29 protein-coding genes and 3 riboswitches are annotated in these 24362 nt (G+C 66.5%); of the genes, 10 read left to right on the forward strand and 19 right to left on the reverse strand.

Features of this window, described 5'->3' with window-relative positions; translation table 11 throughout:
• Positions 1–8: 8 nt before the first annotated feature.
• Positions 9–776: a Crp/Fnr family transcriptional regulator gene (locus RPPS3_RS10605; protein WP_107344038.1), complete on the reverse strand. Its 768-nt coding sequence runs from the start codon at positions 774–776 to the stop codon at positions 9–11.
• Between the two features lie 369 nt (positions 777–1145).
• Between RPPS3_RS10605 and RPPS3_RS10610 the strand changes: the two genes are divergently transcribed.
• Complete coding sequence (locus RPPS3_RS10610) at positions 1146–1370, forward strand: hypothetical protein (RefSeq protein WP_107344039.1); 225 nt, start codon at positions 1146–1148, stop codon at positions 1368–1370.
• Positions 1371–1407: 37 nt separating this feature from the next.
• Here the strand turns inward: RPPS3_RS10610 and RPPS3_RS10615 are convergent, their stop codons facing one another.
• Together RPPS3_RS10615 and RPPS3_RS10620 are read right to left on the reverse strand one after the other, a co-directional pair.
• On the reverse strand, positions 1408–1971 hold the full coding sequence (locus RPPS3_RS10615; RefSeq protein WP_234820173.1) for a DUF1236 domain-containing protein: 564 nt from the start codon (positions 1969–1971) through the stop codon (positions 1408–1410).
• A 69-nt stretch (positions 1972–2040) separates the two neighbouring features.
• Positions 2041–2916: a manganese catalase family protein gene (locus RPPS3_RS10620; RefSeq protein ID WP_107344040.1), complete on the reverse strand. Its 876-nt coding sequence runs from the start codon at positions 2914–2916 to the stop codon at positions 2041–2043.
• Positions 2917–3097: 181 nt separating this feature from the next.
• On the opposite strand from RPPS3_RS10620, the gene RPPS3_RS10625 reads away from it, so the two are divergent.
• A complete protein-coding gene (locus tag RPPS3_RS10625; RefSeq protein WP_107344041.1) occupies positions 3098–3385 on the forward strand; it encodes a hypothetical protein in 288 nt (95 codons plus the stop codon).
• Positions 3386–3489: 104 nt separating this feature from the next.
• Here RPPS3_RS10625 and RPPS3_RS10630 read toward each other — a convergent pair whose 3' ends face one another.
• Entirely contained in the window at positions 3490–4284 is a 795-nt protein-coding gene (locus RPPS3_RS10630; protein WP_107344042.1) for a Crp/Fnr family transcriptional regulator, read from the reverse strand.
• A 141-nt stretch (positions 4285–4425) separates the two neighbouring features.
• Between RPPS3_RS10630 and RPPS3_RS24480 the strand changes: the two genes are divergently transcribed.
• Entirely contained in the window at positions 4426–5028 is a 603-nt protein-coding gene (locus RPPS3_RS24480) for a hypothetical protein (protein WP_159060664.1), read from the forward strand.
• 4 nt (positions 5029–5032) lie between these two features.
• Here RPPS3_RS24480 and RPPS3_RS10640 read toward each other — a convergent pair whose 3' ends face one another.
• Positions 5033–5770 (reverse strand): DUF72 domain-containing protein, encoded by a 738-nt coding sequence (locus RPPS3_RS10640; RefSeq protein ID WP_107346550.1) that lies wholly within the window; start codon positions 5768–5770, stop codon positions 5033–5035.
• Between the two features lie 118 nt (positions 5771–5888).
• On the opposite strand from RPPS3_RS10640, the gene RPPS3_RS10645 reads away from it, so the two are divergent.
• Positions 5889–6674: an SDR family NAD(P)-dependent oxidoreductase gene (locus tag RPPS3_RS10645; protein WP_107344043.1), complete on the forward strand. Its 786-nt coding sequence runs from the start codon at positions 5889–5891 to the stop codon at positions 6672–6674.
• 203 nt (positions 6675–6877) lie between these two features.
• Here RPPS3_RS10645 and RPPS3_RS10650 read toward each other — a convergent pair whose 3' ends face one another.
• Together RPPS3_RS10650 and RPPS3_RS10655 are read right to left on the reverse strand one after the other, a co-directional pair.
• Positions 6878–7963, reverse strand: coding sequence for a patatin-like phospholipase family protein (locus RPPS3_RS10650; RefSeq protein WP_107344044.1), 1086 nt, complete (start codon positions 7961–7963; stop codon positions 6878–6880).
• On the reverse strand, positions 7923–8339 hold the full coding sequence (locus tag RPPS3_RS10655) for a hypothetical protein (protein ID WP_159060665.1): 417 nt from the start codon (positions 8337–8339) through the stop codon (positions 7923–7925). Before RPPS3_RS10655 ends, RPPS3_RS10650 begins: the two co-directional genes overlap by 41 nt.
• A 128-nt stretch (positions 8340–8467) precedes the next feature.
• Here RPPS3_RS10655 and RPPS3_RS10660 point away from each other — a divergent pair, with 128 nt between their 5' ends.
• The 3 genes from RPPS3_RS10660 to RPPS3_RS10670 all read left to right on the forward strand — a co-directional run bounded on the left by RPPS3_RS10660 (position 8468) and on the right by RPPS3_RS10670 (position 10004).
• Positions 8468–8827: a hypothetical protein gene (locus RPPS3_RS10660; RefSeq protein WP_159060666.1), complete on the forward strand. Its 360-nt coding sequence runs from the start codon at positions 8468–8470 to the stop codon at positions 8825–8827.
• Positions 8824–9429, forward strand: a complete 606-nt coding sequence (locus RPPS3_RS10665) for a cysteine hydrolase family protein (protein WP_107344047.1) — start codon at positions 8824–8826, stop codon at positions 9427–9429. Before RPPS3_RS10660 ends, RPPS3_RS10665 begins: the two co-directional genes overlap by 4 nt.
• An 83-nt stretch (positions 9430–9512) precedes the next feature.
• Positions 9513–10004, forward strand: coding sequence for a ferritin-like domain-containing protein (locus RPPS3_RS10670; RefSeq protein ID WP_107344048.1), 492 nt, complete (start codon positions 9513–9515; stop codon positions 10002–10004).
• A 161-nt stretch (positions 10005–10165) separates the two neighbouring features.
• On the opposite strand, the gene RPPS3_RS10675 is transcribed toward RPPS3_RS10670, so the two are convergent.
• The gene (locus RPPS3_RS10675) at positions 10166–11338 is read right to left on the reverse strand and encodes a zinc-dependent alcohol dehydrogenase (RefSeq protein ID WP_107344049.1); all 1173 of its coding nucleotides are present in this window, start codon (positions 11336–11338) and stop codon (positions 10166–10168) included.
• A 177-nt stretch (positions 11339–11515) separates the two neighbouring features.
• Between RPPS3_RS10675 and RPPS3_RS24625 the strand changes: the two genes are divergently transcribed.
• Positions 11516–11830, forward strand: coding sequence for a hypothetical protein (locus RPPS3_RS24625; protein ID WP_199852208.1), 315 nt, complete (start codon positions 11516–11518; stop codon positions 11828–11830).
• Positions 11831–11955: 125 nt separating this feature from the next.
• Positions 11956–12156, forward strand: a riboswitch (cobalamin riboswitch).
• Positions 12157–12189: 33 nt separating this feature from the next.
• Positions 12190–13125, forward strand: a complete 936-nt coding sequence (locus tag RPPS3_RS10685) for an ABC transporter substrate-binding protein (RefSeq protein WP_107346551.1) — start codon at positions 12190–12192, stop codon at positions 13123–13125.
• Positions 13126–13157: 32 nt separating this feature from the next.
• Here the strand turns inward: RPPS3_RS10685 and cobA are convergent, their stop codons facing one another.
• The 5 genes from cobA to cbiE are packed head-to-tail and all read right to left on the reverse strand — an operon-like array spanning position 13158 to position 17643.
• Positions 13158–13907 (reverse strand): uroporphyrinogen-III C-methyltransferase, encoded by a 750-nt coding sequence (gene cobA / locus RPPS3_RS10690; RefSeq protein WP_107344050.1) that lies wholly within the window; start codon positions 13905–13907, stop codon positions 13158–13160.
• A complete protein-coding gene (locus tag RPPS3_RS10695; RefSeq protein WP_107346552.1) occupies positions 13907–15268 on the reverse strand; it encodes a cobyrinate a,c-diamide synthase in 1362 nt (453 codons plus the stop codon). The genes cobA and RPPS3_RS10695 overlap by 1 nt, the downstream gene beginning before the upstream one ends.
• Positions 15255–16034: a precorrin-4 C(11)-methyltransferase gene (gene cobM, locus RPPS3_RS10700; RefSeq protein WP_107344051.1), complete on the reverse strand. Its 780-nt coding sequence runs from the start codon at positions 16032–16034 to the stop codon at positions 15255–15257. The genes RPPS3_RS10695 and cobM overlap by 14 nt, the downstream gene beginning before the upstream one ends.
• On the reverse strand, positions 16031–16423 hold the full coding sequence (locus tag RPPS3_RS10705; protein ID WP_107344052.1) for a cobalamin biosynthesis protein: 393 nt from the start codon (positions 16421–16423) through the stop codon (positions 16031–16033). The genes cobM and RPPS3_RS10705 overlap by 4 nt, the downstream gene beginning before the upstream one ends.
• Positions 16420–17643 (reverse strand): precorrin-6y C5,15-methyltransferase (decarboxylating) subunit CbiE, encoded by a 1224-nt coding sequence (gene cbiE, locus RPPS3_RS10710; RefSeq protein WP_107344053.1) that lies wholly within the window; start codon positions 17641–17643, stop codon positions 16420–16422. Before cbiE ends, RPPS3_RS10705 begins: the two co-directional genes overlap by 4 nt.
• Between cbiE and RPPS3_RS10715 the strand changes: the two genes are divergently transcribed.
• Positions 17642–18424 carry a cobalt-precorrin-6A reductase gene (locus RPPS3_RS10715; RefSeq protein WP_199852209.1) on the forward strand — a complete coding sequence of 261 codons (783 nt, stop codon included), beginning with the start codon at positions 17642–17644 and terminating at the stop codon, positions 18422–18424. The two genes, cbiE and RPPS3_RS10715, sit on opposite strands and share 2 nt — an antisense overlap.
• Here RPPS3_RS10715 and cobJ read toward each other — a convergent pair.
• The 6 genes from cobJ to tcuA all read right to left on the reverse strand — a co-directional run bounded on the left by cobJ (position 18391) and on the right by tcuA (position 23885).
• The gene (gene cobJ / locus RPPS3_RS10720) at positions 18391–19152 is read right to left on the reverse strand and encodes a precorrin-3B C(17)-methyltransferase (RefSeq protein ID WP_107344055.1); all 762 of its coding nucleotides are present in this window, start codon (positions 19150–19152) and stop codon (positions 18391–18393) included. The two genes, RPPS3_RS10715 and cobJ, sit on opposite strands and share 34 nt — an antisense overlap.
• Positions 19149–19877 (reverse strand): precorrin-2 C(20)-methyltransferase, encoded by a 729-nt coding sequence (locus RPPS3_RS10725; RefSeq protein ID WP_107344056.1) that lies wholly within the window; start codon positions 19875–19877, stop codon positions 19149–19151. Before RPPS3_RS10725 ends, cobJ begins: the two co-directional genes overlap by 4 nt.
• On the reverse strand, positions 19874–20503 hold the full coding sequence (locus RPPS3_RS10730; RefSeq protein WP_107344057.1) for a precorrin-8X methylmutase: 630 nt from the start codon (positions 20501–20503) through the stop codon (positions 19874–19876). The genes RPPS3_RS10725 and RPPS3_RS10730 overlap by 4 nt, the downstream gene beginning before the upstream one ends.
• On the reverse strand, positions 20500–21063 hold the full coding sequence (locus tag RPPS3_RS10735) for a hypothetical protein (RefSeq protein ID WP_107344058.1): 564 nt from the start codon (positions 21061–21063) through the stop codon (positions 20500–20502). Before RPPS3_RS10735 ends, RPPS3_RS10730 begins: the two co-directional genes overlap by 4 nt.
• Before the next feature lie 110 nt (positions 21064–21173).
• Positions 21174–21373, reverse strand: a riboswitch (cobalamin riboswitch).
• A gap of 87 nt (positions 21374–21460) precedes the next feature.
• Entirely contained in the window at positions 21461–22594 is a 1134-nt protein-coding gene (tcuB, locus tag RPPS3_RS10740) for a tricarballylate utilization 4Fe-4S protein TcuB (protein WP_107344059.1), read from the reverse strand.
• Complete coding sequence (gene tcuA / locus RPPS3_RS10745; RefSeq protein WP_107346553.1) at positions 22581–23885, reverse strand: FAD-dependent tricarballylate dehydrogenase TcuA; 1305 nt, start codon at positions 23883–23885, stop codon at positions 22581–22583. The genes tcuB and tcuA overlap by 14 nt, the downstream gene beginning before the upstream one ends.
• A 146-nt stretch (positions 23886–24031) precedes the next feature.
• Positions 24032–24242, forward strand: a riboswitch (cobalamin riboswitch).
• Positions 24243–24362 lie beyond the last annotated feature (120 nt).

Here is a 24362-nt window from a genome sequence, read left to right on the forward strand (position 1 = left end):
GCGCATGCTCACAGCGAAGTCTGGCTGATGTCGGGGTTGTCGGCATTCAGCAGCGACAGCGGGCCGAACAGATGCAGGTAGCCGTCGTCGAAGAACGACAATTCGCGCAAGCCTTCGAGGTTGTGAATCGTCAAGCGGCGACCCCGCAGTGAAATCATGCCGGTTTTTCTCAGCTCTTGCAGCGAGCGGTTGATATGCACCATCGACAAGCCGAGCAGATCGCCGAGATCGGCCTGGGTGATCGGCATGTCGTAGGAGAGCTCGTCGCCATCTACGAGGCCGATCATCCCCAGCCGCAGATGCAGCTCACAGAACAGGTGTCCGAGCCGTTCGGTGGCGCTGCGGCGCCCGAGGCTGACGAGATGTTCGCGCTCGATCGCGGACGCGACCAGCAGGTCCCACCACAGCGCTTCTTCGATCCGGGGGCTGAGCTGCGCCACGCTGCGGATCGCATCCGTGCGGACCTGCGCGATCACGCAAGGCGTCAGCGTGCCGATGGCATGGTCCATGAAACGGGGAAGCACGCCGAACGGCTCACAAAGGTCGCCGGGGAGGAACAGCGAGATGATCTGGCGGCGGCCGTTCTCCAGTGTCGTGTAGCGGCAGGCCCAGCCGTCGACCACCAGCGGCAGATAGCGCGGCTGTCCGCCCAGCGGCACGACATCTTCGCGGGCGCCGAGGGTACGGGCCACCTGCGTCAGCCGGAGGAGGGTCTCCTCGTGCTCTTTGGTCAGTCGTGCTCCGTGTCGGAGCTTACGCAGAAAGGGGTGAACCATCGGTACACCTTTTACGAATGGCTCCATCAGGGCGATGTCGAAACCCGCGCTCTAACATTTTGATCAATCAATTCGACCCCTGCAATCACCGGCACGAGCAAATCGGAACACCATCGCCATGGCGCGGTGTCGCACAAATCCTCGGGAAGCTCACACCACGGGACGACTGCATCGCAACACGTCCTCGGCGAATTGGTTCCCTCGCGTGCCTGGCCATATCGCTGCTTGAGCTTCGGTCTGGCGTCGGCGGGGTTTCACCTAAGTTAGAGACGCTGGGCGGAGACCGATACTATGCTGCCGATCAATCCTGTGGACTTCTTCTCAGCGTCCGTTCCACCAGCCGCCTAGCGCATTTGGGCCGAGAGAGTGATGATCGAAGACGATTTCGACAGCCGCACCGTCGCCAACATGACGGTCGCTCTTGAGCGGATTTGCGGGACGTTGCCTGACGGTGAGGACCACGCCGTCCGGGCGCGGGTGGCGGAAGCAATCCTGACCTGCGCACGCGAGGGGCGCCGCACCCTCGGCGACTTCGAAGCAGCTGGCCGGCGCGCATTGCGGCGCCCGCCCGAAGAGGCTCCCAGCGCCGACTGACGGCATGCAGCGGTTTTGTAAACCGCTGCATGCCCGATCAAGCAGCCAACGGAACCAGCGCCACGATGCGGCGGGTCTGCCGGTCGACGATCACCAGTCGGTCCGACACCACCAGACACTGATCGCCCCAATACCCGTTCATGATCTCTGTAACCTCCGGCGGCAGATCGCTAAGTGCGATCTGCCCCGGGACCAGGACGCCGATCATCAGTTCGAACCGCGCCTGGTCGGCGCGCTGCAGATCCGACTGGCCGGCGATGACGCTGCCGACTTGGCGGCGCTGAGCATCCGACAGCGATAGCGGCTGCGCTGAACCTTTGATCGCGCGTTGGCGCTCGCCCGCTGGGCCGGGCTGGCCGCCGGGGTCGTTTTTGCCGACCGTGCTTTCGCCGGAGCGCTGTGCTTGCTTACTGGGAAGCGTGGTGACGTCACCGCCCGCCGAGCCGCCCCCACTGCCGGGCGCGCGGCCGAGTGGATTATCGAGAAACGACCAGCCGAGCACGCCGAGAAACAGCACTGCGGCGACCACGGCCGCGACCAGCATCATGCGCTGGTTGCCGCCGAGGTCGCGGTTGCCAGCTCGCCTTCTTCGATCGTTCATGTGATCTATCCAATAGAACTCACGAGGAGGAGCCGGTGAGCGCGGGGCACCGCGCTCACCGGCTTATGGTCATTCAGCGGCAAGCGCCTTGGAGTCGATCTGTTCGCTCTGCGCGCCGGAGAGTGGACGGGCCGGGCCGAGCACCGGTTCTTCACCCAGCGGTTCGAAATGACCGGCGTAGAACTCGCCGCGGCCGTCCATCGAGGGGCCGGTGGAGAACCGTCCCTCCGGCGGCGGCGTGCCGTCGCGCGAGGTGCCCATCATGAAGTAGCTGAAGCGCTGATGCTCCTGGCGTTGATCGAAGCTGTTCGGGATCGGCAGCGCCGCGGTGCCGCCGAGCTCCTCGATCACCGCAAGCCATTGTTGCTGATGCATGGTGTCGCGCGCGATCATGAAGTGAAGCATGTCCCGCATGCCGGGATCGGAGGTGGAGTTGAACAGCCGCACCGCCAGCGTCCGCCCGGTGGCTTCGGCGGCGACGTTGCAATACATATCGGCGGCGATGTTGCCGCTGGCGTAGATGTGCGAGCAGTCGAACGGCACGCCGTCGGAATTGGCCGGGAAGGCCGCGAGGCCGGTCGAGAGCAGATGGCGTTGCATCATGCCTTCGAGCACTTGGCGCGTGCTTTCACCGCCCATCACCGCGCCGACCACCTTGTCGGCGGCGCCTTCCTCCTGCGCTCTCAGCGGCGCATCTTCGAGGTTCAGCGCGACCGCGGTCGCCAGCATCTCGACGTGCCCCATCTCCTCGGTCGCGGTATTGAGCAGCAGGTCGCGATACTTGTTGTTCGGCGCGCGTGCGCCCCAGGCTTGGAAGAAGTACTGCAAGCAAACCCGGATCTCGCCCTCGATGCCGCCAATCGCCTGCTGAAGCTGTCGGGCGAAAAGAGGATCGGGCTTCTCGACACGGACAGGATATTGCAGCCGCTTGTCATGGTAGTACATCGAGTTGTCCTTTCGAGCTCTGGGAAGTCCGGCGCGAGCCGCATTGAGGCTCGTCGTCAGCTGGTCGGCCAACCGATCGTCCGGACCATCGTTCCTAATTGAACACCTGCTGATCGTCCGCTAATCGGGAACGTTGGATGCAGACATTGATTGGTGGTGATCATCACCAGGGAGGATTGCGATGGAGGACACCATCAAGAGCCCGCTCGACAAACAGCCGGCCGAAGGATCGCGAGAGACGATCGACCGGCAGCTCGCGCAGCAGGAGCAGAGGAAGCAACAGAACGGCGAGGCGCTGTTCCGCGATCAGCTCGGCGGCGCGGTGCTGGAAGTGTGGGGCGACTTGCCGCGCGATCTGCAGGAGGCGATCTTCGAAATCGCGATGCGAAACGCGCCGGAGCAGCGGAATGAGCTCGCCAAGCTGCTGCACGACCGCCATCCGCGTACCGAGCAATCGCCGCAGTCGTAGGACACAGCAGGCGGTAGGGACACTGGCGTGATTGCCCGCCGCACGTATCAGAGCTTGGGCCGCAAACAGGACCGACGGCATTCGGCAGCCGTCGATGAAGCGCGCTAAAGAGTCGCGATCTGATCGCCGCGATCGGCGATCCGGTGAGGGATGGTTTCGCAGGACCGTTCGATGTGCGGGACGCGGCGCAGATGCAGATAGTCCGGGGTGAATCCGGAAACTTGCACGAGCGCATCCCAATTGGTGATGGTGATCGTCTTCGATCGCCAATGCAACCACGCGCTGTGGCGCAGATCCTGAATGATGCGGTTGGCGTGAACCGCCGAGATGCCGCAAGCCGCGGCAAGATCCGACTGTGTGAACGGCGAAGGGAAGCAGTAGTCGCGCGCCTGGCCGACCGCCTGCAGCCGCGTGGCGATCTCGCACAGCAAATGCGTGACACGGGTGAGCGAGTCGCGGGCGCCGAGATTGACCACCCAGTTTCGCAACGCTGAGACGTCCGCGAGCGCCAGCATCGCCAGAGCATGCGCCATCTGGCGGCTCTGCGCCGCGATCGATCGGAAGAAGGCATGCGGCACCAGCGCCACCACGGCGGGGCCAAGTGCGTTCAGCGTCGCCTGCCGGCTCGGTGCCAGGATCGTGTGTAAATCCGGCACGTCGCCGGGCACGTGGATCGACGTGATCAACGCATCTCCGCGGTCGCCTTCGCGCCAGCACAAATAGCCTTGCAGCACGACGCAACAATCGTCGGAGCGTTCACCTTGGCGGAGGCGTTCGTGCGGCTTGAGATGCCGAATGGTGGCAGGCATGCCAGCAAGCAGTTCGAGGTCCTGGTCGGACAGCTCCGCATGACTGGTGAGACGATTGGCCAAATTGGTGAATGCGAAGCCAGTTCGCATCGGCGGTTCACTCTCACTGACGATCACGGCAGTGCAGAGTAGCGAGCCGTGAGCCCGCAGTCTTTATCATAGGATATAGAGCGATATTGACCGGGCCGACGCGAGTGGAGCCGTGCGAAGAGACAAAACGACTCAAGCCGTATGGCCGGGGTCGTCGTTCCGGGGCGTCTTCTTCGCACGCTGTGGCGTCATGCGATCGCGCTCCTGCTGACTTCCGTCGGTGGTCGAGCCGAGTTCTTCCTGAGCGATATCGTCCTCACTGAACGACGGTTCGCGACCGTTGATCGGCGTGTCGGTCGGATGCGTCAGGTGAGTGCGGTTTGCCATGGTCGGATTCCTCAATGCGTGGGGCCGATAGCGATCCTGCTGATAGCCTTGGTTGTGGGTGTTCTGTTCGATGTTGTCGCGCCGGCCTCGGGTGGTATCGACATCGCGGACGCGGTGATCGTCGTGCGGCGCCGAAGCGGGAGCGGCGCCCGGGCCCTTGGGGCTGCGAATTGGTGGTCGTTGGTCATGGCTGGTCCTCCTGCGGTGAACGCGAGGCGGTCGGAGCCGTTCCTCAAGGTTGCTGAACGCGCTCCGCCACAGGAACAACCGCTCGCGTCGGCACTTAGGGACACCATGGAAGACGACAAACGTGAAGCCAAACGCACTGGCAATGAACCCGCTCCACTGCTGATGATTGCCGTCGCCGTGGTTCCGCTGATCGCCATCGTGGCCTGGCTGCTGGGCGTATTCGGCTGAGCTCTCAGGGCTGATTGGCTTTCACCATCGCCTGAAGCCGCAGCGCGTCGCCCGGTGCAGCGCTCTTCTGGTCATTGTCGAAATAGACATACACGTCGTAGCCGGCGCGCTTCCACCCTGCGGCCCGCTTGGCCCATTGTTCGAGGGCCGCGGCGGAATAGCGGCCTTTGTAACGGCCGCCCGGACCGTGTCCCCGGATGTAAACGAAATCCGCGGTGCGGCGCCACGGCGCCGGCGCATCGTGGTGATCCGAGAGACACAGCGCGATGTTGGCATCCCGCAGCAGCCTGACCACCTCCGGCGTGTACCAGCTCGGATGGCGGAATTCGAAGCTGTAGCGCCGCCCCGCCGACAGCATCGGCAGGAAATCGCGCAGGCGGCCGGTGTCGACTTCGAGCTGCGGCGGCAATTGAAACAGGATCGGGCCGACTTTATCGCCGAGCAGCGCCAGGCGCTCTTCCATCAGCGCGAGGCTGTTGGCGGATTTCTCCGACAGTCGTTTCCAATGCGTGATGAATTTCGAAGCCTTCCAGGCGAACACGAAGTCCTTGCCGGTCTGGTCGTGCCATGATCGCACGGCGGCTGGCGTCGGGGTGCGATAGAACACTCCGTTCAGCTCGGTGGTGGCGAGCTGGCTGGCGTAGTACTGCAGCTGGTGCTTGATCGGAAAGCCGTCAGGAAAGAACGGCCCGCGCCACGACTGATAGTGCCATCCCGATGTGCCGATCAAGATCCGCGCCAAGATGATGTGCTCCAGGTTGCCTTTCGCGACAAGCGGCGTCCGCTGTGCTGGTTCCGAACCGGCGGGGAGGAACGGGCGATGGTGGCGCCGGTTGACCGCGAAACCATCGGAGCATGTCATGACCGAACAACGTCCCTTCGCCGTCGTCACCGGAGCTTCCACCGGCATCGGCTTCGAGCTCGCCAAATGCTGCGCCCAGGGAGGCTTCGATCTGCTGATTGCTGCGGATGAGCCAGAGATCGAAAAGGCTGCCGCCGAGCTGCGCGCTGCCGGCGTCTCGGTCGAGCCGGTGCAGGCGGATCTGTCGACCCAGCAGGGCGTCGACCGGCTGGCGGAGGCGACCAAAGGACGGCCGGTCGATGCATTGATTGCCAACGCTGGCCGCGGGCTCGGACACGCCTTTCTCGATCAGGACATCGCGCAAGCCCGCAAGGTGATCGACACCAACGTCACCGGCACGGTGCTGCTGATCCACCGCATTGGCAACGAGATGCGACGGCGTAACGCGGGGCGGATCCTGATCACCGGCTCGATCGCCGGTTTCACGCCGGGCAGCTTCCAGGCGATCTACAACGCCACCAAGTCGTTCCTGAACTCGTTCTCCTTCGCGCTACGTGACGAGCTGAAAGACACCGAGGTCACCGTCACCTGCCTGATGCCCGGCGCCACCGACACCGAGTTCTTCCGCCGTGCCGACATGTTGGATACTGCGGTCGGCACCGCCGAGAAGGATGACGCCGGCGAGGTTGCCCGGATCGGTTTCGACGCGATGATGAGCGGCGAGGGCGATGTCGTCAGCGGATGGAAGAACAAGCTGCAGACCGCGGCGGCCAACGTGATCCCGTCCGGCGTGCTGGCGAGCCAGCATCGCAAGATGGCGGAGCCCGGCAGCGCCAAGCGCTGAGACGCGCGTGACGCAGGCGATTGAAGCGGGATCCCGCGGATGTCCGGCCGCTTTGTCGCGGCTCTCACCTGAGAGCGGTGTTGATGGCGGACCGACAGTTCGGAGCGGGCGGAGATGTCCGCCTGACCCTGATGGCGCACGCCTTCCGATATGAGAAGCAAGGCGAGATTGCGCTGCTGCACGGGTGGCGATAGCAGACAACTTCAACGGAATTGCTCGGCCGGCTGCAGCGCGGCAGCCTGAGGAGGTGTGGCGGAACGCCGGATCACGCGGAGTCCGTCGATCGCTGAGGCGCCAGGCTCAAGGGCCGCCATCACGTCGTCGAACCCGGTCTGCCACCGCTGCGCCAAAGCGCGCCGCGAGAAGTTGAAGCTCTTCTCCGGGCCCGGTTCGCTCGGTCCAGCGCGATAGCTCAACAGGGTAATCTCGTCCGGGAACGCCGCTGCCCCAGCTGTACTGCGCTCGAGCGCCCTGATCCGGATCTTGTCCTTCAAACGCAGGTAGGTTTGATTGCCAAATAGCAGGTCGTTCTTGCGCTCGAACGCCGCTTCCAGCGAGGCGGGCGGTTGATCGTCGCGTGCATACAGATCCAGCACAAATAGCCGCAGAGGCGCCTCGGACTCGGCCAGGATCGGATCGAACGGTGCATTCAGCGACAGCCCGCCGTCGACCAGCGTCCGAGCGCCGATCGTTACCGGGGCGAACTCCGGCAGAAAGCCGCAACTAGCCAGCAGGTGATCGAGCGCGATCGGCTCGCGGTGGGAGTCGAAAATCACTGGGTCTCCGCTGCAGACGTCGGTGGCGGCGATCGAGAGCCGTAGGTCGCCTCCATTGATGCGGCCGAAATCGATCAGCCGCGCGAGCCGTCGGCGCATCGGTCCGAGATCGTAAAGACTGCGGAAGCCAAATGCTGACGGCAACCTCGGATGGAAGTGGTTCGGATCGCCGATCAGATGTGCCGTGACTGCGCTGATCCAGCCTTCCAGATGCGGGAGTGGCGACCAAGTGGGTTCAGTGCGGGTCAGGCTCCAGAACTCCCGCAAGGCATCGATGCGACGAGGCGGCGGGTTGCCAGCGATCAGCGCGGCGGTGATTGCGCCGGCTGAGGAGCCTGCGAGCCAGTGCAACGGCTGAGCTCGCTGTGCGAAAGCCTCGAATACGCCGCCGTGATAGGCCGCGAGGCCGAGGCCGCCGGCGAACACCAGGGCGGTGACGGTGCCGTCGTTGTGGTCGGGGCGCGCGTCCAAGCTAAGCGGCCTCCGAGGCGTGACCGTTGCGGCGCCGGGCATCGTCGGTCAGCGCCTGCGCGCAGGCCCAGTCCAGCATGGTGATGCCACCAACCGCCGCGAGGGCGAGCGCAACGTTGCCGCGTTTGGGATTGTCGCGGCGGAGCTGCAGCGCGAGCGTGCCGACATCGAGCGCATCGCCGCCGACCCGGCTCCAAACCGATGCGGCCGACTCGGTGGTGAGGATGGCGACACCTGAAGCGATCTCTCGTGCGCCATAGAGCTGCAGCAGATGCTCGTTGCCCTCCATGCCGAGCGCGCGTGCGAGACGACGCGGGGCCAGCACCTCCGCCGCGCCGAGGCCGAGCGACACCCATCCGAGGAACCGGGCCAGCCGACGGGATTCGCTCGGCGTCATTTGCAGGGAGGCAGAAGTCATCGGTACGGTCTCCATCGGGTTCACCCGCCAACGATGCCGATCGTGCAGCGTTCCAACTCAGCCTGAGCGCCGGATTGGAACGTGGCCGGAGGCCGACGGTTTTTTGCGTATCCACGATGGAGAGCGACGTGCGTTTGATCCCGACCCGCCTTCATGGCGCGATCGATTATCTGGTGTCGGTTCTGGTGCTGGCGTTGCCGTTCGTGGCCGGTGAGCAGGGCGGCCTGCGCTGGGTGTTCGCGGCGGTGGGCTGCGCCGGAATCATCTACAGCCTGATCACCGATTACGAGTGGGGCGTCGTGCGGCTACTGCCGATACCATGGCATCTGGCGCTCGACGTGGTGTTTGGGCTTGCAATGCTCGCCCTTGGCATCTTCCTCTGGCTATCACTCCTCGGGGTGATCAGCGCCGTGGTCGGCATCGCCGCGCTGATCCTGGCGGCCATCACCGAGCTGCGCCCGCGCACAGCGCGCCCGATCGTATCATGATCAAGCCGCCACCGGCCGAGCCGATCGAGGCTGCCATCCACCTCTGCGTCGATATGCAGCGGATTTTCGCGCGTGGCGGTGTGTGGGAGACGCCGTGGATGGAGCGCGTCCTGCCGGTGGTCGTGGATGTCTCGAACCACTATGCGAGATCAACGATCTTCACCCGCTTCATCACGCCCGAGCATCCGGAGCAGCGGCCGGGGCGGTGGCAGCGTTACTACCAGCGCTGGGAGGCCGCGTTGCGGCCCAATCTGAAGCCGGAACAGCTCGACCTAGTGCCGGAGTTGCAACGCCTGGCGCCGCCGGCGCAGGTGATCGACAAGCCGGTGTACTCCGCCTTCAAGCATTCACCCCTGGCATCGCTTCTGGTCGAGCGTGGCATTGGCACCGTGGTGGTCACGGGGGCCGAAACCGACGTCTGCGTACTCGCGACGGTGCTTGATGCCGTCGATCTCGGCTTTCGCGTCGTGCTGGTCGAGGATGCGCTGTGCAGCTCGTCCGACCCCGGTCACGACGCACTGATGACGATGTACCGCACCCGATACGGCCAGCAGATCGATCTCGTCAGTCGGGAGACGCTGTTCGATCTCTGGCAGTTTTGACGCAGGCGAAGGCCTGGTTCCGATAGGAACGGTGCACATCCGGCCACGTTGAACGCGCGATCATTTCAACTGGAGACTGAAGAATGGCTCAGGACGCACGTGAGATCTTTGTTACCGGGCTGCGCAACGCCCACGCCATGGAGACCCAGGCGCGGGAGATGATGGAGCGGCAATCCGAACGTCTCGACGACTATCCGGAAGTGAAGGCGCGGGTGCAGCAGCATTTGCGGGAAACCGAAGGCCAGCTGAAGCGGCTCGACGAGTGCCTGTCCGCCTGCGGCGAAAGCGCCTCGATGCTGAAGGACACCACGCAGTCGTTCATGGGCAACATGGCGGCGCTGGCTCACACCGTGATGCCCGACGAGATCCTGAAGAACACCTTCGCCAACAATGCCTTCGAACATTTCGAAATTGCCGCCTACAAATCGCTGCTGGCGCTCGCCGACATCGCCGGATTCGGCTCTGCCAAGCCGCTGCTGCAGGCGTCGCTGAAGGAAGAAGAAGCCATGGCGGCGTGGATCGACCAGAATATCGACAGCGTCACAAGATCCTACGTTCAGGCCCAGGCGGCCTGAGCTTGCACTCCTGATAAATCGGAAGACTGTGGCCGGGCTCAGCCCGGCCATTTGCGTTGGTTGCCCTGCATTGATGGCACTCGGTCCCCCAAGACCGACGATGGCCGGGGTGATCCCGGCCATGATGAAGTCGTTGTATGTCGGTTAGTGGCTGAGCCCGCTCAGCTTGGTTTCATCACCACCTTGATGCAGCCCTCCTTCTTGTCTCGGAAGGTCTTGTAGAGTTCCGGGCCTTCTTCCAGCGTGGCGCGGTGGGTGATCACGAACGAGGGATCGATCTCGCGCTTTTGGATACGGCCGAGCAGTTGCGGCAGATAATGCTGCACCGGAGTCTGCGCCATCCGCATTGTCAGGCCGCGGTTGATGGCCGAGCCCATCGGGATCTTGTCCAGTAGCCCACCATAGACGCCGACGATCGACACCGTGCCGAAGTTTCGGCAGCAGTGGATCGCCTGGCGCAAGACGTGCGGCCGGTCCGTGCCCATGAAAGTGGCCATCTTCACGCGGTCGACCATCGAGTCGAAGCTCGCCATTGCGGCTGCTTCGGTTCCGACCGCGTCGATGCACGCGTCGGCGCCGCGGCCGTTAGTGAGATCCTGGATCTTGTCGTAGACGTCGTCGTCCATGAAGTTGATAACGATCGCGCCGGATTGCCGCGCCATCTCCATGCGCTCCGGCACCGTGTCGATCGCGATCACGCGTTCGGCGCCGAGCAGGAAGGCGCTCTTGATCGCCATCTGGCCGACCGGGCCGCAGCCCCACACCGCGACTGTTTCACCACCTTTGAGATTGCAGAAGTCAGCTGCCATGAAGCCGGTCGGGAAGATATCGGACAGGAACAGAACCTGTTCGTCGGTCAGTCCATCGGGCACTTTGATCGGACCGACGTCGGCATACGGCACGCGCAGATACTCGGCCTGACCACCGGCATAGCCGCCGAGCATATGAGAGTAGCCGAACAGGCCAGCGGGCGAATGGCCCCACATCTTCTCGGCCGCCTTGGCGTTGGGATTCGATCGCTCGCAGCCTGAATAGAAGCCGCGCTGGCAGAAAAAGCATTCGCCGCAGGAGATGGTGAACGGGACCACCACCCGATCACCGACCTTGAGCTTGGTATTCTCGGAGCCGACTTCCACCACTTCACCCATGGTCTCGTGGCCGAGCACGTCACCGCTCTGCATCGACGGCATGATTCCGTCCATCAAGTGCAGGTCCGAACCGCAGATCGCGCAGGCCGTCACTTTGATGATCGCATCGCGGCCGTGTTCGATTTTCGGATCCGGCACGCTCTCGCAGCGGATGTCGTTCTTGCCGTGCCAGGTCAGAGCTTTCATCTGCAGTTCCTCGTCGTTGATGGCGAGGGAAAAAAGCCGAACATGGTCGGTTGTTCCTGGTGCTCGGCTTGAACGCCGCGACCTGAAGACGCGACTGGTTAGTTAGGAACGGCGTCTCCGAAGCTCCGTTGGCCTTCGCGCAAGTCAGCAATCAGAACAATGACAGGAGCGACGATGATGCGGAAGACGACGACAGCGATGACCGTGCTCGCAGTGCTGGCGCTTGGCGCCAGCCAAGTGATGGCCCAAGGCGGTGGTGGCGGCGGTGGAGCCGGCGGCGGCGGGGGTGGTGGTGCCGGGGCCGGCGGTGCCGGCGCAGGAGGTGGTGCAGGCGCGGGTGCCGGTGGTGCGGCTGGCGGCGGCGCGGGCGGTGGCGGCCCGTCGAACTCCGATCGTGGTGGTCAAGGCTCGGGCAGCGCGCACGGCGCGACCAATTCGACGACGCCGAGCTCGGACGGCCAGTCGGGCGCAACCACGCCGATGCGAAAGTAAGCGCTCCCGCGACGCGACGACGTCAAGATTAACAAGCCGGGTGGTGCCTGTCCGCACCTCCCGGCTTTTTGCGTGGCAGGTAGGCTACGGAAGATCGTCGCCTTGCCGGGGGCTGGGCGACGTGCTTAACCCAGACGTGTACCGGTGCCTCTCGCCGAGAGAGGTGAAACGGGAATGCGGTGCGGGGCGATGCCTCAATGCCGCAGCTGCCCTCGCAACTGTGGGCGGATCGGAGCGTCCTCGAATGCCACTGGCGGTATCGGCCGGGAAGGCGGACGCGACGGATATCCGCGAGCCAGGAGACCGGCCGGTGCATGGTGTGCAACTCGTTCGGCGATGGGCCGGCGGAGGATGTCGTCTTGAACAGAACAATTGCGCCGCATTGCGGCGTTCGGCCGCCCGTCGCCTTGCGTGACCGGCGTGCGCCCCGCTGGCGTTCCCGCTTGTTGCTGGTGGTCGCCGCGGTTGGTTTGCTGGCCTCGCCAGCGTTCGCAGCCTCCAAGCGGATCGCCTCGATCAACATGTGCACTGATCAGTTGCTGATCGCCCTGGCCGATCCCGACCAGATCGCCGGGCTTGGACCGTATGCGCGTGATCCGAGGTTGTCTTGGCTCGCCAAGGAGGCTGAGCGATTTCCGAGGCTGTCCGGTGAAGCTGAGGATCTGTTGATGCTAGCGCCCGACGTGGTGCTGGCCGGCCGCTATGGCAAGCTTGCCACGCGCGAGTTGCTCCGCGCGCAGAACACTCCGGTCGAAGAGTTCGACGTGCCGCGGACGATCGACGAGGTGAAACTACAGATCCGACGAGTCGGCGCGCTGGTCGGCCATCCGGAGCGCTCGGAGGCGATGATCGGCTCGATTGATCAGGCCGCGGAGCGGGCGCGACGCACCGCCTCGCGGTGGCAGGGCCGGGTGCTGGCGCTATCGCGGCGCGGCTGGGTGACCGGCGGCGATAGTCTGCTCAGCTCGCTGCTGCAGACCGCCGGCCTGTCGAATGCGGCGTCCGATCTTGGTTTCGCCTATGGCGGCTTCACCTCGCTCGAAGCGATCGTCGCATCGCGGCCGGACTTGTTACTCGTATCCGAAGAGCAGCCGGTGGCTGAAGATCAGGGCAAGGCTCTGCTGCTGCATCCCGCGATCCAGCAGGCCTATCCGGCGAGCCGACGGATCGTTGTTCCAGATCAGCTCACGGTCTGCGGCGGCGCGATGCTGCCGGTTGCGCTCGATCGACTATCCGACGCGATCGAGCAGATCAGCCAGCGGCGAGGCGTTGCGGCGGCCACGCCGCGGCAGTGAACGCGTCGTCGTCGCGGGGCGCGCCACGGTGATCAGCTCTCCTCCAGCGCTGCGCCGTACAAAATCATGCAGGGGCCGGACGGCCGATCGGCGGCGAGGCGGGCGGCGATCTCGCTGACGCTGCCTCGCTGCACGTTGGTTGCGTCTGAGCCGAGGCTTTCGACCATCACGGCCGGCGTCGTTGCACTCAGGCCGTGGGTGATCAGTTGCGCCACGAGGGCCGGGAAGGTGGCCTTGCCCATATAGACGCAGGTCGTCGCGGTCGCATCCGCGAGCGCTGCGAGGTCGAGATCGCGCGGTAAGCGGCCGTCGACATCGTGGCCGGTGACGAACTGGACCCGGCGCGCGACGCCGCGCTTGGTCAGCGATGCGCCGATCATGGCCGCAGCGGCGGTCGCGGTGGTGATGCCCGGGACAATCTCGACCGCGATGCCGGCCTCGCGCGCGGCCCGCAGCTCTTCGTCAGCGCGGGCAAACAGCGTCGGATCGCCGGCCTTCAGCCGCACCACGTGCTTGCCGCGCAGCGCATAGCTGATCGCGAGGCGGCTGACTTCCTCCTGGCGCGGCGAGGGATGGCCGGCGCGCTTGCCGACCGCGACCATCTCGGCGTTGGGATCGAGATAGGCCATGAAGTCCTCGCCGGCGAGGTCGTCGTATAGCACGACGTCGGCAGCCTGCAGGCGCTTGATCGCGCGCAGCGTCAGCAGGTCGGCATCGCCTGGGCCGGCGCCGACCAGCGTGATACGGCCGGGTGCAGCGGCGCTTTCGAAAGAGTTGGACATCAGGCGATCGCCTCCTCGGCGACATCGATCAGGTGAAAGAACGTGCCGGTGACGTGGCCGCGGCGGCTGCCGGTCTCAGCAGTGAGTTGGCCGGCGGGATCGCGGATCTCGGCGAGCGGCTCGTCCGAAACGGTGACGACGCGGGCGTAGTGATACTCGTGGCCGCGCAGCACGCTGCCCGCGGCATGGCCGGCGGCGGCGGCCTGCAAGGTCGCGAGGCGATAGCCGAGATGCAGCTTGCGGCTGGCGAAGTCGGTTTCGAGGCCGAGCAGTCCGGCCATCGCATGGCGTGTGCCGTCTGCATCGATCAGGCCGGCACCCAGCGTCATGTAGCCGCCGCACTCGCCGTGCACTGCGCGGGTTTCTGAAAACGCGCCGAGCGCCGCTTTGAACCGCGTCGCGGCCGCAAGTCGCCCGGCGTGTAGCTCGGGATAGCCTCCCGGCAGCCACGCGGCGTCGCAGGACGGGTCTGGGCCTTCGTCGTTCAGCGGCGAGAACGGCACGATCTCGGCTCCGGCGGCGCGCCAGCCTGCGGTGAGATGCGGATAGATGAACGAGAATGCGTCGTCATGCGCCAGCGCGATGCGCTGACCCGGCGGCGTCAGCGGCCGGTTGGTCGATGCGATCGGACGCGCCGGCTGTGCGGCGCGGATCAGTGCGTCGAGGTCGATCCCACGCGTGGCGCTGTCGGCGAGTTGCTGCAGGCGGGTGTCGAGCCTCGCGGTCTCGCGTGCCTGCACCAAGCCGAGATGGCGTTTCTTCAGCGTGAGATCGCGCTGGCGCTCGAAGCTGCCCAGCACTGGAATGTCGTGCGCGGCGAAACCGTCGCGGACCAGCGCCTCATGGCGCGGGCTGGCGACGTTGTTGAGAATGACTCCGGCGATGTGGACGTCGCTGCGATAGCGGGCGAAGCCAAGCGTCAGCGCGGCGGCGGACTGCGCTTGGCCTGCGACGTCGATCACCAGCACGACCGGCCAGCCGGTGAAGGCGGCGATATCGGCGGTGGCGCCGTTACCCCACGCGCCGACCGCGCTGCCGCCGTCGAACAGCCCCATCACGCCCTCGGCGAGGCAGAGGTCTGCGCCCGTGGCAGCATCGAGCAGAAACGTGATGCGGTCTTGGCCGAATGCCCAGGAATCCAGATTGAAGCAGGGCCGGCCGGCCGCGATCTTGTGAAACGCCGGATCGATGTAATCGGGCCCGCATTTGTACGGCTGCACGGTGAGGCCGCGGCGGCGCAGTGCCGCGTGCAGCGCCAGCGTCACCGTGGTCTTGCCGCTATTGGTCGACGGCGCCGCGATGATCAGCCCCGGCGGACGGCCGTTCGTCGCGGTTGTTACGACGTAATCAGTCACGGTCACGGCCATCCTCCGCCGAGCGGCGATAGCGGCGATCGTAGTCGGGCGCGTACAGCGAGCTCTCGCGGAAATCGGTAGCGGCGAGCGATGGCCCGACCAGGATCAACGCGGTGCGGTCGATGCCTTCGGCGGCGACCTGCGCGGCAATCGAGCCGAGCGTGCCGCGGATCACTTGCTGTTCCGGCCAGCTCGCGCGCACCACTACGGCGACCGCGCCGTCGTCGCCGTAATGCGGACGCAGCCGTTCGACGACATCGGGAAGGACGTGGATCGACAGATGGATCGCCAGCGTCGCGCCGGTGGCGGCGAAGGCTTCCAGCGTCTCGCGCGGCGGCATTGCGGAGGCACGGCCAGAGGTGCGCGTCAGCACCACGGTCTGCGCGACTTCGGGCAAGGTGAGTTCACGGCCGAGCACCGCGGCCGCCGCCGCGAACGACGGCACGCCGGGCGTGACGGTGTAGGGGATGCCGTGCTGCTCCAGGCGGCGGATCTGTTCGCCCATCGCGCTCCACACCGATAGGTCGCCGGAATGTAGCCGGGCGACGTCGTGGCCGGCTTCGGCAGCGGCAACGAACTCCGCCGTGATCGCGTCGAGATCAAGCGGCGCTGTGTCGACGACGCGCGCGTCCTTCGGGCACAGCGCCACGATCTCGCGCGGGACTAAAGAGCCAGCATAGAGGCACACGGGGCAGCGCATCACCAGGTCGCGACCGCGCACAGTGATCAGATCGGGCGCGCCGGGGCCGGCGCCGATGAAGTGGACGGTCATGCCAACGGCTCCTCGATCGCTACCGCGGCCGTCGCGAGGCGATCCTGTGAGATCAAACGGGATACGATCAGCCGCGCCGTCGGTCCGGCGGCGGCGAGCGCCGCGGCCTCGCAGACGCTGCCGACGCCGCGGTGATGTGCGACCACGGCAGACGACGTCGTTATCCGTGCGGCGGCTTGTTCGAGCGCAGCCGTCTCGACCGGCAAGATGGGGAGAGCCGTTGCTGTCGAGGCCTCGCGCAAGCTGCTGTGATCGGCTTTGTCCGCTGCAGTCGCTAGCGCGGATGGTTGGTGCGGGGCGGCGGCGCGGCGCGCGGTCTCGATCACATCGATGATCGACGAGGCAGGGGTGACGGCGCGGAAGCCGATGCCGATCACGACCGCGGTCATTTGCGGACGCTCCATTGCACCACCGGCATCGCCGCGCGCCATCCGGTGAGGCCGCCGACCAGCGCGGCGCGCTCGACGCCGAGCCGCAGCAGCTCGCCGCCCTGACGACGATGCCAGTCGATCAGCAGCGCCTCGGTCTCCAACGTCACCGCATTGACCACCAGCCGGCCGCCGGGGGGCAGCGCCTGCCACACCGCATTCATCACGCCCGGGCGGCTGGCGCCGCCGCCGATGAACACCGCGTCGGGTGTCGGCAGTCCGGCGAGCGCCTCGGGCGCTGCGCCGAGCCGAAGATCGAGCTGGGGCACGCCGAGCGCCTCGGCATTGGCACGTGCGGTGGCGAGCCGGTCGGCGCGCGTTTCAATGCCGATCGCGCGATTGCTGCGCGCCGCCAGCAGCCATTCGATCCCGATCGAGCCGGCACCGGCGCCGATGTCCCACAGCAACTCATGGCCCCGCGGCGCCAGCGTCGACAGCGTCACGGCGCGGACCTCGCGCTTGGTGAGCTGGCCGTCGTGTTGAAACAGCTCGTCCGGCAAGCCGCTGACGTACGGCATGATCACGGCGTCCGGCTCCGCGACGACGGTGATGCCGAGTGCGACCGGCGCGGTGATGTCAGGGAATGCGAAGATCGACGCGGTGGTCCGCCGCACGCGCTCGCGCGGGCCGCCGAGCGCTTCAAGCACGTTGAGTTCGGATGCGCCGAAGCCGTTCGCCGCCAGATAGCCGGCGATCTCGCCCACGGCGCCGCCGTCGCGCACCAATACGATCAGCCGCGCCTGGGGGCGGAGATGCGGGCGCAGCGTCGCGACCGGCCGCGCGTGCAGGCCGAGCGTCACCGCGTCCTCCAGGCGCCAGCCGAGCCGCGCCGCAGCCCAGGCAAAGGTTGGTGGCGCCGGGACGGCGGTCCATTCCTTGGGCGCGAGATGATCGGCCAGTACCGCGCCAGCGCCGTGCCAGAACGGATCGCCGGAGCACAGCACGACGACGCGGCGGCCTCGCTGCGCCAGCACCTCGGGCAATGAGGCGGCGAACGGTACGCGCCACGGCAGTGTTGGCTTGTTCAATGCGGCAACGAGGCCGAGGTGACGATCGCCGCCGACGATCAGTTCGGCCGCTTCGAGCAGCGTCCGTGCGCGCGCCGACAGCCCGTCGAGGCCGTCCTCACCGATTCCGACGATGGACAGCCAGGGCTGCGTCGTGTCATCGCTGGTGATCATGACGCTCCCTTCATCGCATCGCTCGCGCGTATTGATCCTCGGCGGCACCGCCGATGCCTCGGCGCTCGCCAGGGCGCTCGCCGCCGAGCCGGCCATCGACGCGGTGCTGTCGTTCGCCGGCCGTACCGATCACCCGAAGCCGCCGCCGATCCGGTTTCGCGTCGGAGGCTTTGGCGGAATCTGCGGTCTGGTCGATTACTTGCGTGCCGAGCGGATTGAGCGCGTCGTCGACGCGACGCATCCGTTCGCGGCGCAGATGAGCCGCCATGCGGTGATTGCCTGCGCCGAAGCCGGTGTACCGCTGCTGGCGCTGGAGCGGCCGGCGTGGCAGGCCACCACTGGCGATCGCTGGACCGAGGTCGATGATCTCGATCAGGCCGTCGTCGCGCTCGGTGCTGCGCCGCGGCGGGTGTTTCTCGGCATCGGCCGCCAGAACCTCGAACTGTTCGCGTCGCAGCCGCAGCACGCTTATCTGGTGCGGCTGGTCGATCCACCGCGCGGGCCGCTGCCGTTGCCGAACGTCGATATCGTGGTGGCGCGCGGACCGTTCGATCTCGCCGGCGACCGGGCGCTGCTGCAGGCGCACCGTACCGAGATCGTCGTCGCCAAGAACGCCGGCGGCGACGCAGCCGTCGCCAAGATCACCGCGGCGCGCGAACTCGGGCTGCCGGTGATCATGGTGAGGCGGCCCGCGGTGCCGGATCGGTGCTGTGTCCCAATGGTCGCCGACGTGATGGCCTGGCTCGGTCACGACAGTGCTCCGGAGAACCGCGGCGTGTAGACGAAAGCGGCGCCGCTGCTGCGCGCAATGATCTTGGTCTGCGACGAACCGATCATCACCAGCGTGCGCATGTCGGCGCGTTGCGGCATCGCATCGCCGAGCGGCACCACGTCGATGCGCTCGCGCGGATCGCTGACGGCGGTCGCAAAGATCACCGGCACGGATGCCGGATGGACGCTGCGCAGCAGTTCGAAGGCGCGGCCGAGTTGCCAGGCGCGCGCTTTCGAGATCGGGTTGTACAGCGCGATAACGAAATCGGCTTCGGCGGCCGCGCGCAGACGTTTCTCGACCGTTTCCCACGGCTTGAGATTGTCCGACAGGTTGATCGCACAGAAGTCGTGACCGAGCGGCGCACCGATCCGCGCTGCAGCGGCGAACATTGCGCTGATGCCGGGGAGCACGCGAATGTCGAGCTCCCGCCAAGCTGCGTCACCCGCCTCGATCGCTTCGAACAGCGCGGCCGCCATCGCGAACACGCCGGGATCGCCGGAGGATACGATGACGACGTGGCGCCCCTCGGCCGCCAGCCGCAGCGCGAAGGCTGCGCGATCGAGCTCTTCGCGGTTGTCGGAGGCGTGCCGCAGCAGGCCGTCGCGCTCGGCGACGCGCGCGACATAAGGTGCGTAGCCGACGATGTCGGTGGCACGTGCCAGGGCTGCGCTGACTTCCGGTGTGATCAGGTCTTGCGTGCCGGGCCCGAGGCCCGCGACGACGACAGATCCGGTCATGGCCGTCGCCCTTGTCCGTGGACCAGCACGATCGAGAAGTAGGGCGCGTCGTCGGTGGTCTTGTCGGCGAGCGGCATCACCACCTGATCGGCCATCGCGCCGCGCTCGACATAGATCGCGCGATCGAGCAGTCCGGCGTCGTCGAGCGCGCGGCGCACCTTCGGCAGATTACGGCCGAGCTTCATGATCACGATCGCATCGCCAGCGGCGAGCGCCGCCTTCAGTCGCGCCGGCCCGAGCGTCGCCGGCACCACGCAGAGCACATCATCACCGTAAGTGATCGGCGTGCCGCTCGCGGTCCAGCACGCGGTCATGCCGGAAATGCCCGGCACCACTTCGACGCGGACGCGCGGCGCCAGCCGGCTGTGCAGATGCATGAACGAGCCGTACAGGAAGGGATCCCCTTCACACAGCACGACGACGTCGCGGCCTTGCGCGATGTGTTCGGCAAGTCGCGACACGCATTTTTCGTAGAAGCTGCGCAGCGTCGCCGCATAGGCCGGATCGTCGAGCGCGATCTCGGTCGTCACCGGATAGTCCATCGGCTCTTCGATCACGCCGTCCGGCAGCAGGCCCTCGGCGATGCGCCGAGCGTGACCGGGGCGTCCGGCTTTGCGGAAGTACGCCACCACCTTGGCGGCGCCGACCAGCCGCGCGGCGCGGACGCTCATCAGGTCGGGCGCGCCGGGGCCGACGCCGACGCCGTAAACTGTCGGCGCGCTCATTCGCGTTCGCTCGCGAGCGCGTTGATCGCCGCAGCCGTCATCGCGCTGCCGCCGCGCCGGCCGCGCACGATCACGCAAGGCGACGGCGAGTCCGCCAGCAGCGCGTCCTTGGATTCGGCCGCGCCGACGAAGCCGACCGGGATGCCGATAATGGCCGCGGGCCGCGGGGCGCCGGGCTCGGCGAGGATTTCGAGCAGCCGGAACAGCGCGGTCGGTGCATTGCCGATTGCCACCACCGCGCCCTGCATCCGGTCGCGCCACAGATCGACTGCGGCCGCCGATCGGGTGGTGCCGAGCTTTGCGGCGAGGGCCGGAACATCAGGATGGTTCAGCGTGCAGATCACTTCGTTGTCGGCCGGCAGTCGTTTACGAGTGACGCCGTTGGCGACCATCTGCGCGTCGCACAGGATCGGCGCACCGGCCTGTAGCGCGGCGCGTCCCGCCGCGACGAAGCCGGGCGTGAATGCGATGTCGCCGGCGACCTCGACCATGCCGCTGGCGTGAATGATCCGCACCGCGATCTTCTCCTCGTCGGGCGTGAACCGATCGAGGGCGGCCTCGGCGCGGATAATGGAGAACGACTGACGATAGATCGCGTCGCCGTCTTTTTCGTAAGCGTAGGTCATCGGGCGACGTCCTCGATCAGCTCGGGGAGAATGGAGGGATGCGGGTCTGTATCGGCGGTCGCGCTCTCGCTCGGCGCATCCATCGCAGTGATGCTGAGGCCCGCGGCAAGGGCGAGCTGCATCAGGATGGCGCGTGCGGCACGGCCGGCGTGCTGCGCGTACAGTCTGTTGAGGTGGCGAAGCGTGGTCTGCGGCAGGTTGGTGATTAGTTCGCCCGGGATCTCGTGCGGCCCGCCGGTAGCGAGCACCGCGAAGGCGATCCGCTGGCTGCTGGCGAAGGCGGTGACCGCTTCGACGGCTTCACGGTCGGAATGCGCCTGATCCGGCAGCACGATCAGGATTGCGCGCGGCAGCGACGAATCGAGGCAGCGCTCGCTCGCCTGTGCGGCGAAGGAGGCGAGATCGCTGGCGCGCAACCGGTGCGGTCCGCCGGGCCATGACTGAGCGAAGTCCGCCAGCGTCTCGGCGCAGGGCGACAGCACCGCGATTTCGGCAGCGGCTGGCCGAAGCGACAGCTGAGAACCGGCGGAGACACCGGGATGGAGCGCAGTGGGCGGCATCGCGCCGAATCTCGTCGGTTGGCCATCGCGGGCGATGGCTCAAAACCGGCGAACGGACCTGCACTCCGGACCGCCGAAAGACATCCCGGGGCACCCCGCCCGAAACGACGTCAACATAGCAGGCGACGGCAGGTCTCCTGGCTCACGGGTCGTCGCCGATGCAGCCTTCCCGGAATATCTCCAGTGGCGTGTTGCGTCGGCTCACCGTTTACAGTTGCGGGGGCAGCTTCGGCTCGACCGCGGGCAGCGATCTTCCGATATTCCCTCTTCGTCCTGTCCGAGGACAGGACACCGTCGGCGCGGGATGTTTGGGACGGAAACGGCGAACTGTCAATCGACCATCATTGGCAACTGGCTGCCAAGAGCCGTCATCAAATTCGCGCCAGCTTGATCGGGATCAAGGCGTATCGCCGGAGGCCTCCGGGGCTCGCGCCAACGTGCGGCGGCGGCTGTCGATCGCCACACGCAGCAGCGCCGCCGCCCGGAACGGCGCGTGCAGCGCTTTGCTGAACGGCAGCGCGGCGAACAGGCCGAACACCAACCCGAGATGGGTGGTGAGCAGCAACCCCATCGCTGGCGTGCTGCGGAAGCCGAGCACCGCGAGCCCGCTGGCGCCCACCAGGGCCAGCAGGATGAGAAAGGCGACGTTCAGCCTAGTCTCGCCGCGGTCGCTCGGCTCGCGGTCGGACCGCGCTTCCAATGCCAGCAGTCCCACCGCGCCCACGGTCATCGTCACGCCGCCGACGAGCCCGAGCATCACCGACAGGCTGGCGACCGGGGAGGGCGCCACGACGCCGAGCAGATGATGATAAGCGGACGCCGCGATCGTCGACAGGCCGTTGAGCACGAAGCCGCCGGCGGTCAGATGGTGCAAGATCCGCCGCCGCTGCGAGGTGCGCTCATCATGGTCATGGCAGCCGGGGCCGCCGCCGCCGAGGTGACGCAACGTAATGATGTCGGAGAGAGCAGCCGGCAGCGCGCGGACGATCTCGCGGACCGTCACCTGCGGCGCGATCGTATGCCAGTATCGCAGCGTCGCCAGCGTGACCGCGATGACCGCCCAGGCGAACGTGCCGCCTGCGAGTCCGGCCATCGCCGGCCACGGCAGCACGCGATAGAACGCGCCTTCGCCCGCGTGGGCGGTTAGCAATGCCGATGAGTCCGTGTCTAGTACGAGGCCGAAGGTGATCAGCAGCGCCAGCGCGACGGTGGCGGGTACTGCGAGCGATGAGGCGCGAAAGACGCGACCGAGCGCAGGCGGCCACAAATGGTCCGCATAAGAGCGCTGGCGCAGTTCGGCGAACGTCGCCGGCAGATTGACGGCGAACGGATGTGGTGGTGCGTATTGGCAATCGTGCCAGCAGCCCTGGCAGTTATGGCAGAGGTTCGACAGGTAGCTGACATCGCTCAGGCTGAAGCTGTGCTTGCCGTCGATCACCGGGAACACCGGGCAGAGCCCATCGCAATACATGCAGGCGCTGCAGATCCGCAGCACGCGCTCGGCTTCTGACATCTTATCAGCCGCGGACATGGCGCGCCGCCTCCTCGCCGGCGATCTGGCCGAACACTGCCGATAGGGTGATGCCGAGCCCGGCGAGATAGCCGCGGCGCAGCACATTCGCGGCCATGATCATGCCGGCCGCGAACAGATCGTCGTGACGGTGCCCGTCGGCCTGGACCACCCGCATCGTTGCATCCACCTTGATGCCGTAGTGCACGAACGTCAGCCCCGGCCGCATCGGATAGGCGGCGAATGGCGGCACCGCGATGGGACGCGCGGCGTTGACCGGGGCGGCATTGAAGTCCTCAATGCTTTGCAACAGACCGGTGGGATCGATCTGCAGCGCGGCAGCTAGTTCCCCGAGGTTCGGCGCAGTGACCGGCGCCAGCGCGGATGGCGCAGCGCGGGCCAGACCCGCTGCATCGAGCAGCAGATAAGCGATCTGGCCGGGACAGATGGCAATCTTCGGTCCCCATTTGGCGTAGTGGGTGGGCTGCGATCCGGCCCCTGCGACGTCGATGCGAGCACCGGATCGATCGACGACGAGGCCGAGCGGAATCGACGTGATCCGGGTGACGATGCCGCCATCGAATTGCGGCCCGCGCGCATCGACAGGAACCGCATGACAGGTGGTCGGATCGCCGATTGCACAGCCCCCGGCTGCGATCAGCAGATCGAGCAAGCGACCGTCCGAATATGGCGTGCCGCGGACCATCCAGCCCTCGGCGGCGCTGCCGAAATTGTCGCTCAACCAGGCGGGGTCGGCTCCGGGGCCACCGGCACAGACGACGACGCTGCGCGTGCGAATACTGTCGTCAGCCCCAGCGGATCGAACGCTGATCGTCCAGCCCTCGTCTTCGGCGCGTAGCAGCGACCGTGCCTCGCTGTCGTAGCTGATCGCGATGCCGAGCCGGTCGGCGGTGGCGTACAGCGCATTGATCATCGCTTTGCCGCCACCCAGCGGGAATGCGGTGCGGCGGGAATACGGCATCACCCCGGTGCCAGGCGGCTGCAGATGTACGCCGTGCTCGATCAGCCAGCCGGCGATGCTGTGTGCGCGTTCGATCAGCAGTTCCGTCAGCACTTGGTCGGTGCCGTCGCCCGTCACGCTGCGTAGCTCGGCGCGCAGTTCATCTGCTGTGTAGCGATCGGGGACGTGTTCGAGCGGCGTCTCGTGTGTCAGCCGGAAATTGCGGCCATGGCGCGTGTTGCCGCCGCGTAGGGGCTGCGGCGCCGCTTCGAGCAGGCGGACTGCAGCGCCGCCGCGGCGCGCGGCAATTGCCGCGCAAAGACCGGCGATTCCGCCGCCTATCACCGTCACATCCCACAGCAAGATGCGGTCAATCCGGTCGAGATGATGCGCCAGGGCCGTTCGAGAGCGGCCAAGAAAAGCGCGGCTTGGTGGACCTTCGTCTTAGAGGGCGGCTCCGGGTTGTTGTCAATCTTGCGCCCGTGGCGTCGCCGTGCTGTGGTGCCGCTCGCTTCGGTGCCCTTCGTTCGAAGGGTGAAACGGGAATGCGGTGCGGCGAGCAATCGCCAAGTCCGCGGCTGCCCCCGCAACTGTAAGCGGACCGCTTCCGGTCACACCGCCACTGAGCACGGCATTCGCAAGCCGCTCGGGAAGGCGACCGGGACAATGTCCGCGAGCCAGGAGACCGGCCGAAGTCCGAAACCATGCCATTCGACGGTGGGTCGAAGAAGGACACAGACATGCTGCACCGACCGCCGACCTGACGCGCGCCTCCGCTTTCCGCGGAGAAATCCCGTCGTCGCCCGAACGAACCAGCGCGCACAGCTT

This window comes from Rhodopseudomonas palustris, assembly GCF_003031265.1.
Classification (GTDB): domain Bacteria; phylum Pseudomonadota; class Alphaproteobacteria; order Rhizobiales; family Xanthobacteraceae; genus Rhodopseudomonas; species Rhodopseudomonas palustris_H.

Bases quoted from the DNA above. Each gene is read 5' to 3' on its own strand.
- RPPS3_RS10605 (WP_107344038.1), bottom strand. From the start codon at position 776: ATGGTTCACCCCTTTCTGCGTAAGCTCCGACACGGAGCACGACTGACC.
- RPPS3_RS10610 (WP_107344039.1), top strand. From the start codon at position 1,146: ATGATCGAAGACGATTTCGACAGCCGCACCGTCGCCAACATGACGGTC.
- RPPS3_RS10615 (WP_234820173.1), bottom strand. From the start codon at position 1,971: ATGAACGATCGAAGAAGGCGAGCTGGCAACCGCGACCTCGGCGGCAAC.
- RPPS3_RS10620 (WP_107344040.1), bottom strand. From the start codon at position 2,916: ATGTACTACCATGACAAGCGGCTGCAATATCCTGTCCGTGTCGAGAAG.
- RPPS3_RS10625 (WP_107344041.1), top strand. From the start codon at position 3,098: ATGGAGGACACCATCAAGAGCCCGCTCGACAAACAGCCGGCCGAAGGA.
- RPPS3_RS10630 (WP_107344042.1), bottom strand. From the start codon at position 4,284: ATGCGAACTGGCTTCGCATTCACCAATTTGGCCAATCGTCTCACCAGT.
- RPPS3_RS24480 (WP_159060664.1), top strand. From the start codon at position 4,426: ATGGCCGGGGTCGTCGTTCCGGGGCGTCTTCTTCGCACGCTGTGGCGT.
- RPPS3_RS10645 (WP_107344043.1), top strand. From the start codon at position 5,889: ATGACCGAACAACGTCCCTTCGCCGTCGTCACCGGAGCTTCCACCGGC.
- RPPS3_RS10650 (WP_107344044.1), bottom strand. From the start codon at position 7,963: ATGCCCGGCGCCGCAACGGTCACGCCTCGGAGGCCGCTTAGCTTGGAC.
- RPPS3_RS10655 (WP_159060665.1), bottom strand. From the start codon at position 8,339: ATGACTTCTGCCTCCCTGCAAATGACGCCGAGCGAATCCCGTCGGCTG.
- RPPS3_RS10665 (WP_107344047.1), top strand. From the start codon at position 8,824: ATGATCAAGCCGCCACCGGCCGAGCCGATCGAGGCTGCCATCCACCTC.
- RPPS3_RS10670 (WP_107344048.1), top strand. From the start codon at position 9,513: ATGGCTCAGGACGCACGTGAGATCTTTGTTACCGGGCTGCGCAACGCC.
- RPPS3_RS10675 (WP_107344049.1), bottom strand. From the start codon at position 11,338: ATGAAAGCTCTGACCTGGCACGGCAAGAACGACATCCGCTGCGAGAGC.
- RPPS3_RS24625 (WP_199852208.1), top strand. From the start codon at position 11,516: ATGCGGAAGACGACGACAGCGATGACCGTGCTCGCAGTGCTGGCGCTT.
- cobA (WP_107344050.1), bottom strand. From the start codon at position 13,907: ATGTCCAACTCTTTCGAAAGCGCCGCTGCACCCGGCCGTATCACGCTG.
- cobM (WP_107344051.1), bottom strand. From the start codon at position 16,034: ATGACCGTCCACTTCATCGGCGCCGGCCCCGGCGCGCCCGATCTGATC.
- RPPS3_RS10705 (WP_107344052.1), bottom strand. From the start codon at position 16,423: ATGACCGCGGTCGTGATCGGCATCGGCTTCCGCGCCGTCACCCCTGCC.
- RPPS3_RS10715 (WP_199852209.1), top strand. From the start codon at position 17,642: ATGACGCTCCCTTCATCGCATCGCTCGCGCGTATTGATCCTCGGCGGC.
- cbiE (WP_107344053.1), bottom strand. From the start codon at position 17,643: ATGATCACCAGCGATGACACGACGCAGCCCTGGCTGTCCATCGTCGGA.
- cobJ (WP_107344055.1), bottom strand. From the start codon at position 19,152: ATGACCGGATCTGTCGTCGTCGCGGGCCTCGGGCCCGGCACGCAAGAC.
- RPPS3_RS10725 (WP_107344056.1), bottom strand. From the start codon at position 19,877: ATGAGCGCGCCGACAGTTTACGGCGTCGGCGTCGGCCCCGGCGCGCCC.
- RPPS3_RS10730 (WP_107344057.1), bottom strand. From the start codon at position 20,503: ATGACCTACGCTTACGAAAAAGACGGCGACGCGATCTATCGTCAGTCG.
- RPPS3_RS10735 (WP_107344058.1), bottom strand. From the start codon at position 21,063: ATGCCGCCCACTGCGCTCCATCCCGGTGTCTCCGCCGGTTCTCAGCTG.
- tcuB (WP_107344059.1), bottom strand. From the start codon at position 22,594: ATGTCCGCGGCTGATAAGATGTCAGAAGCCGAGCGCGTGCTGCGGATC.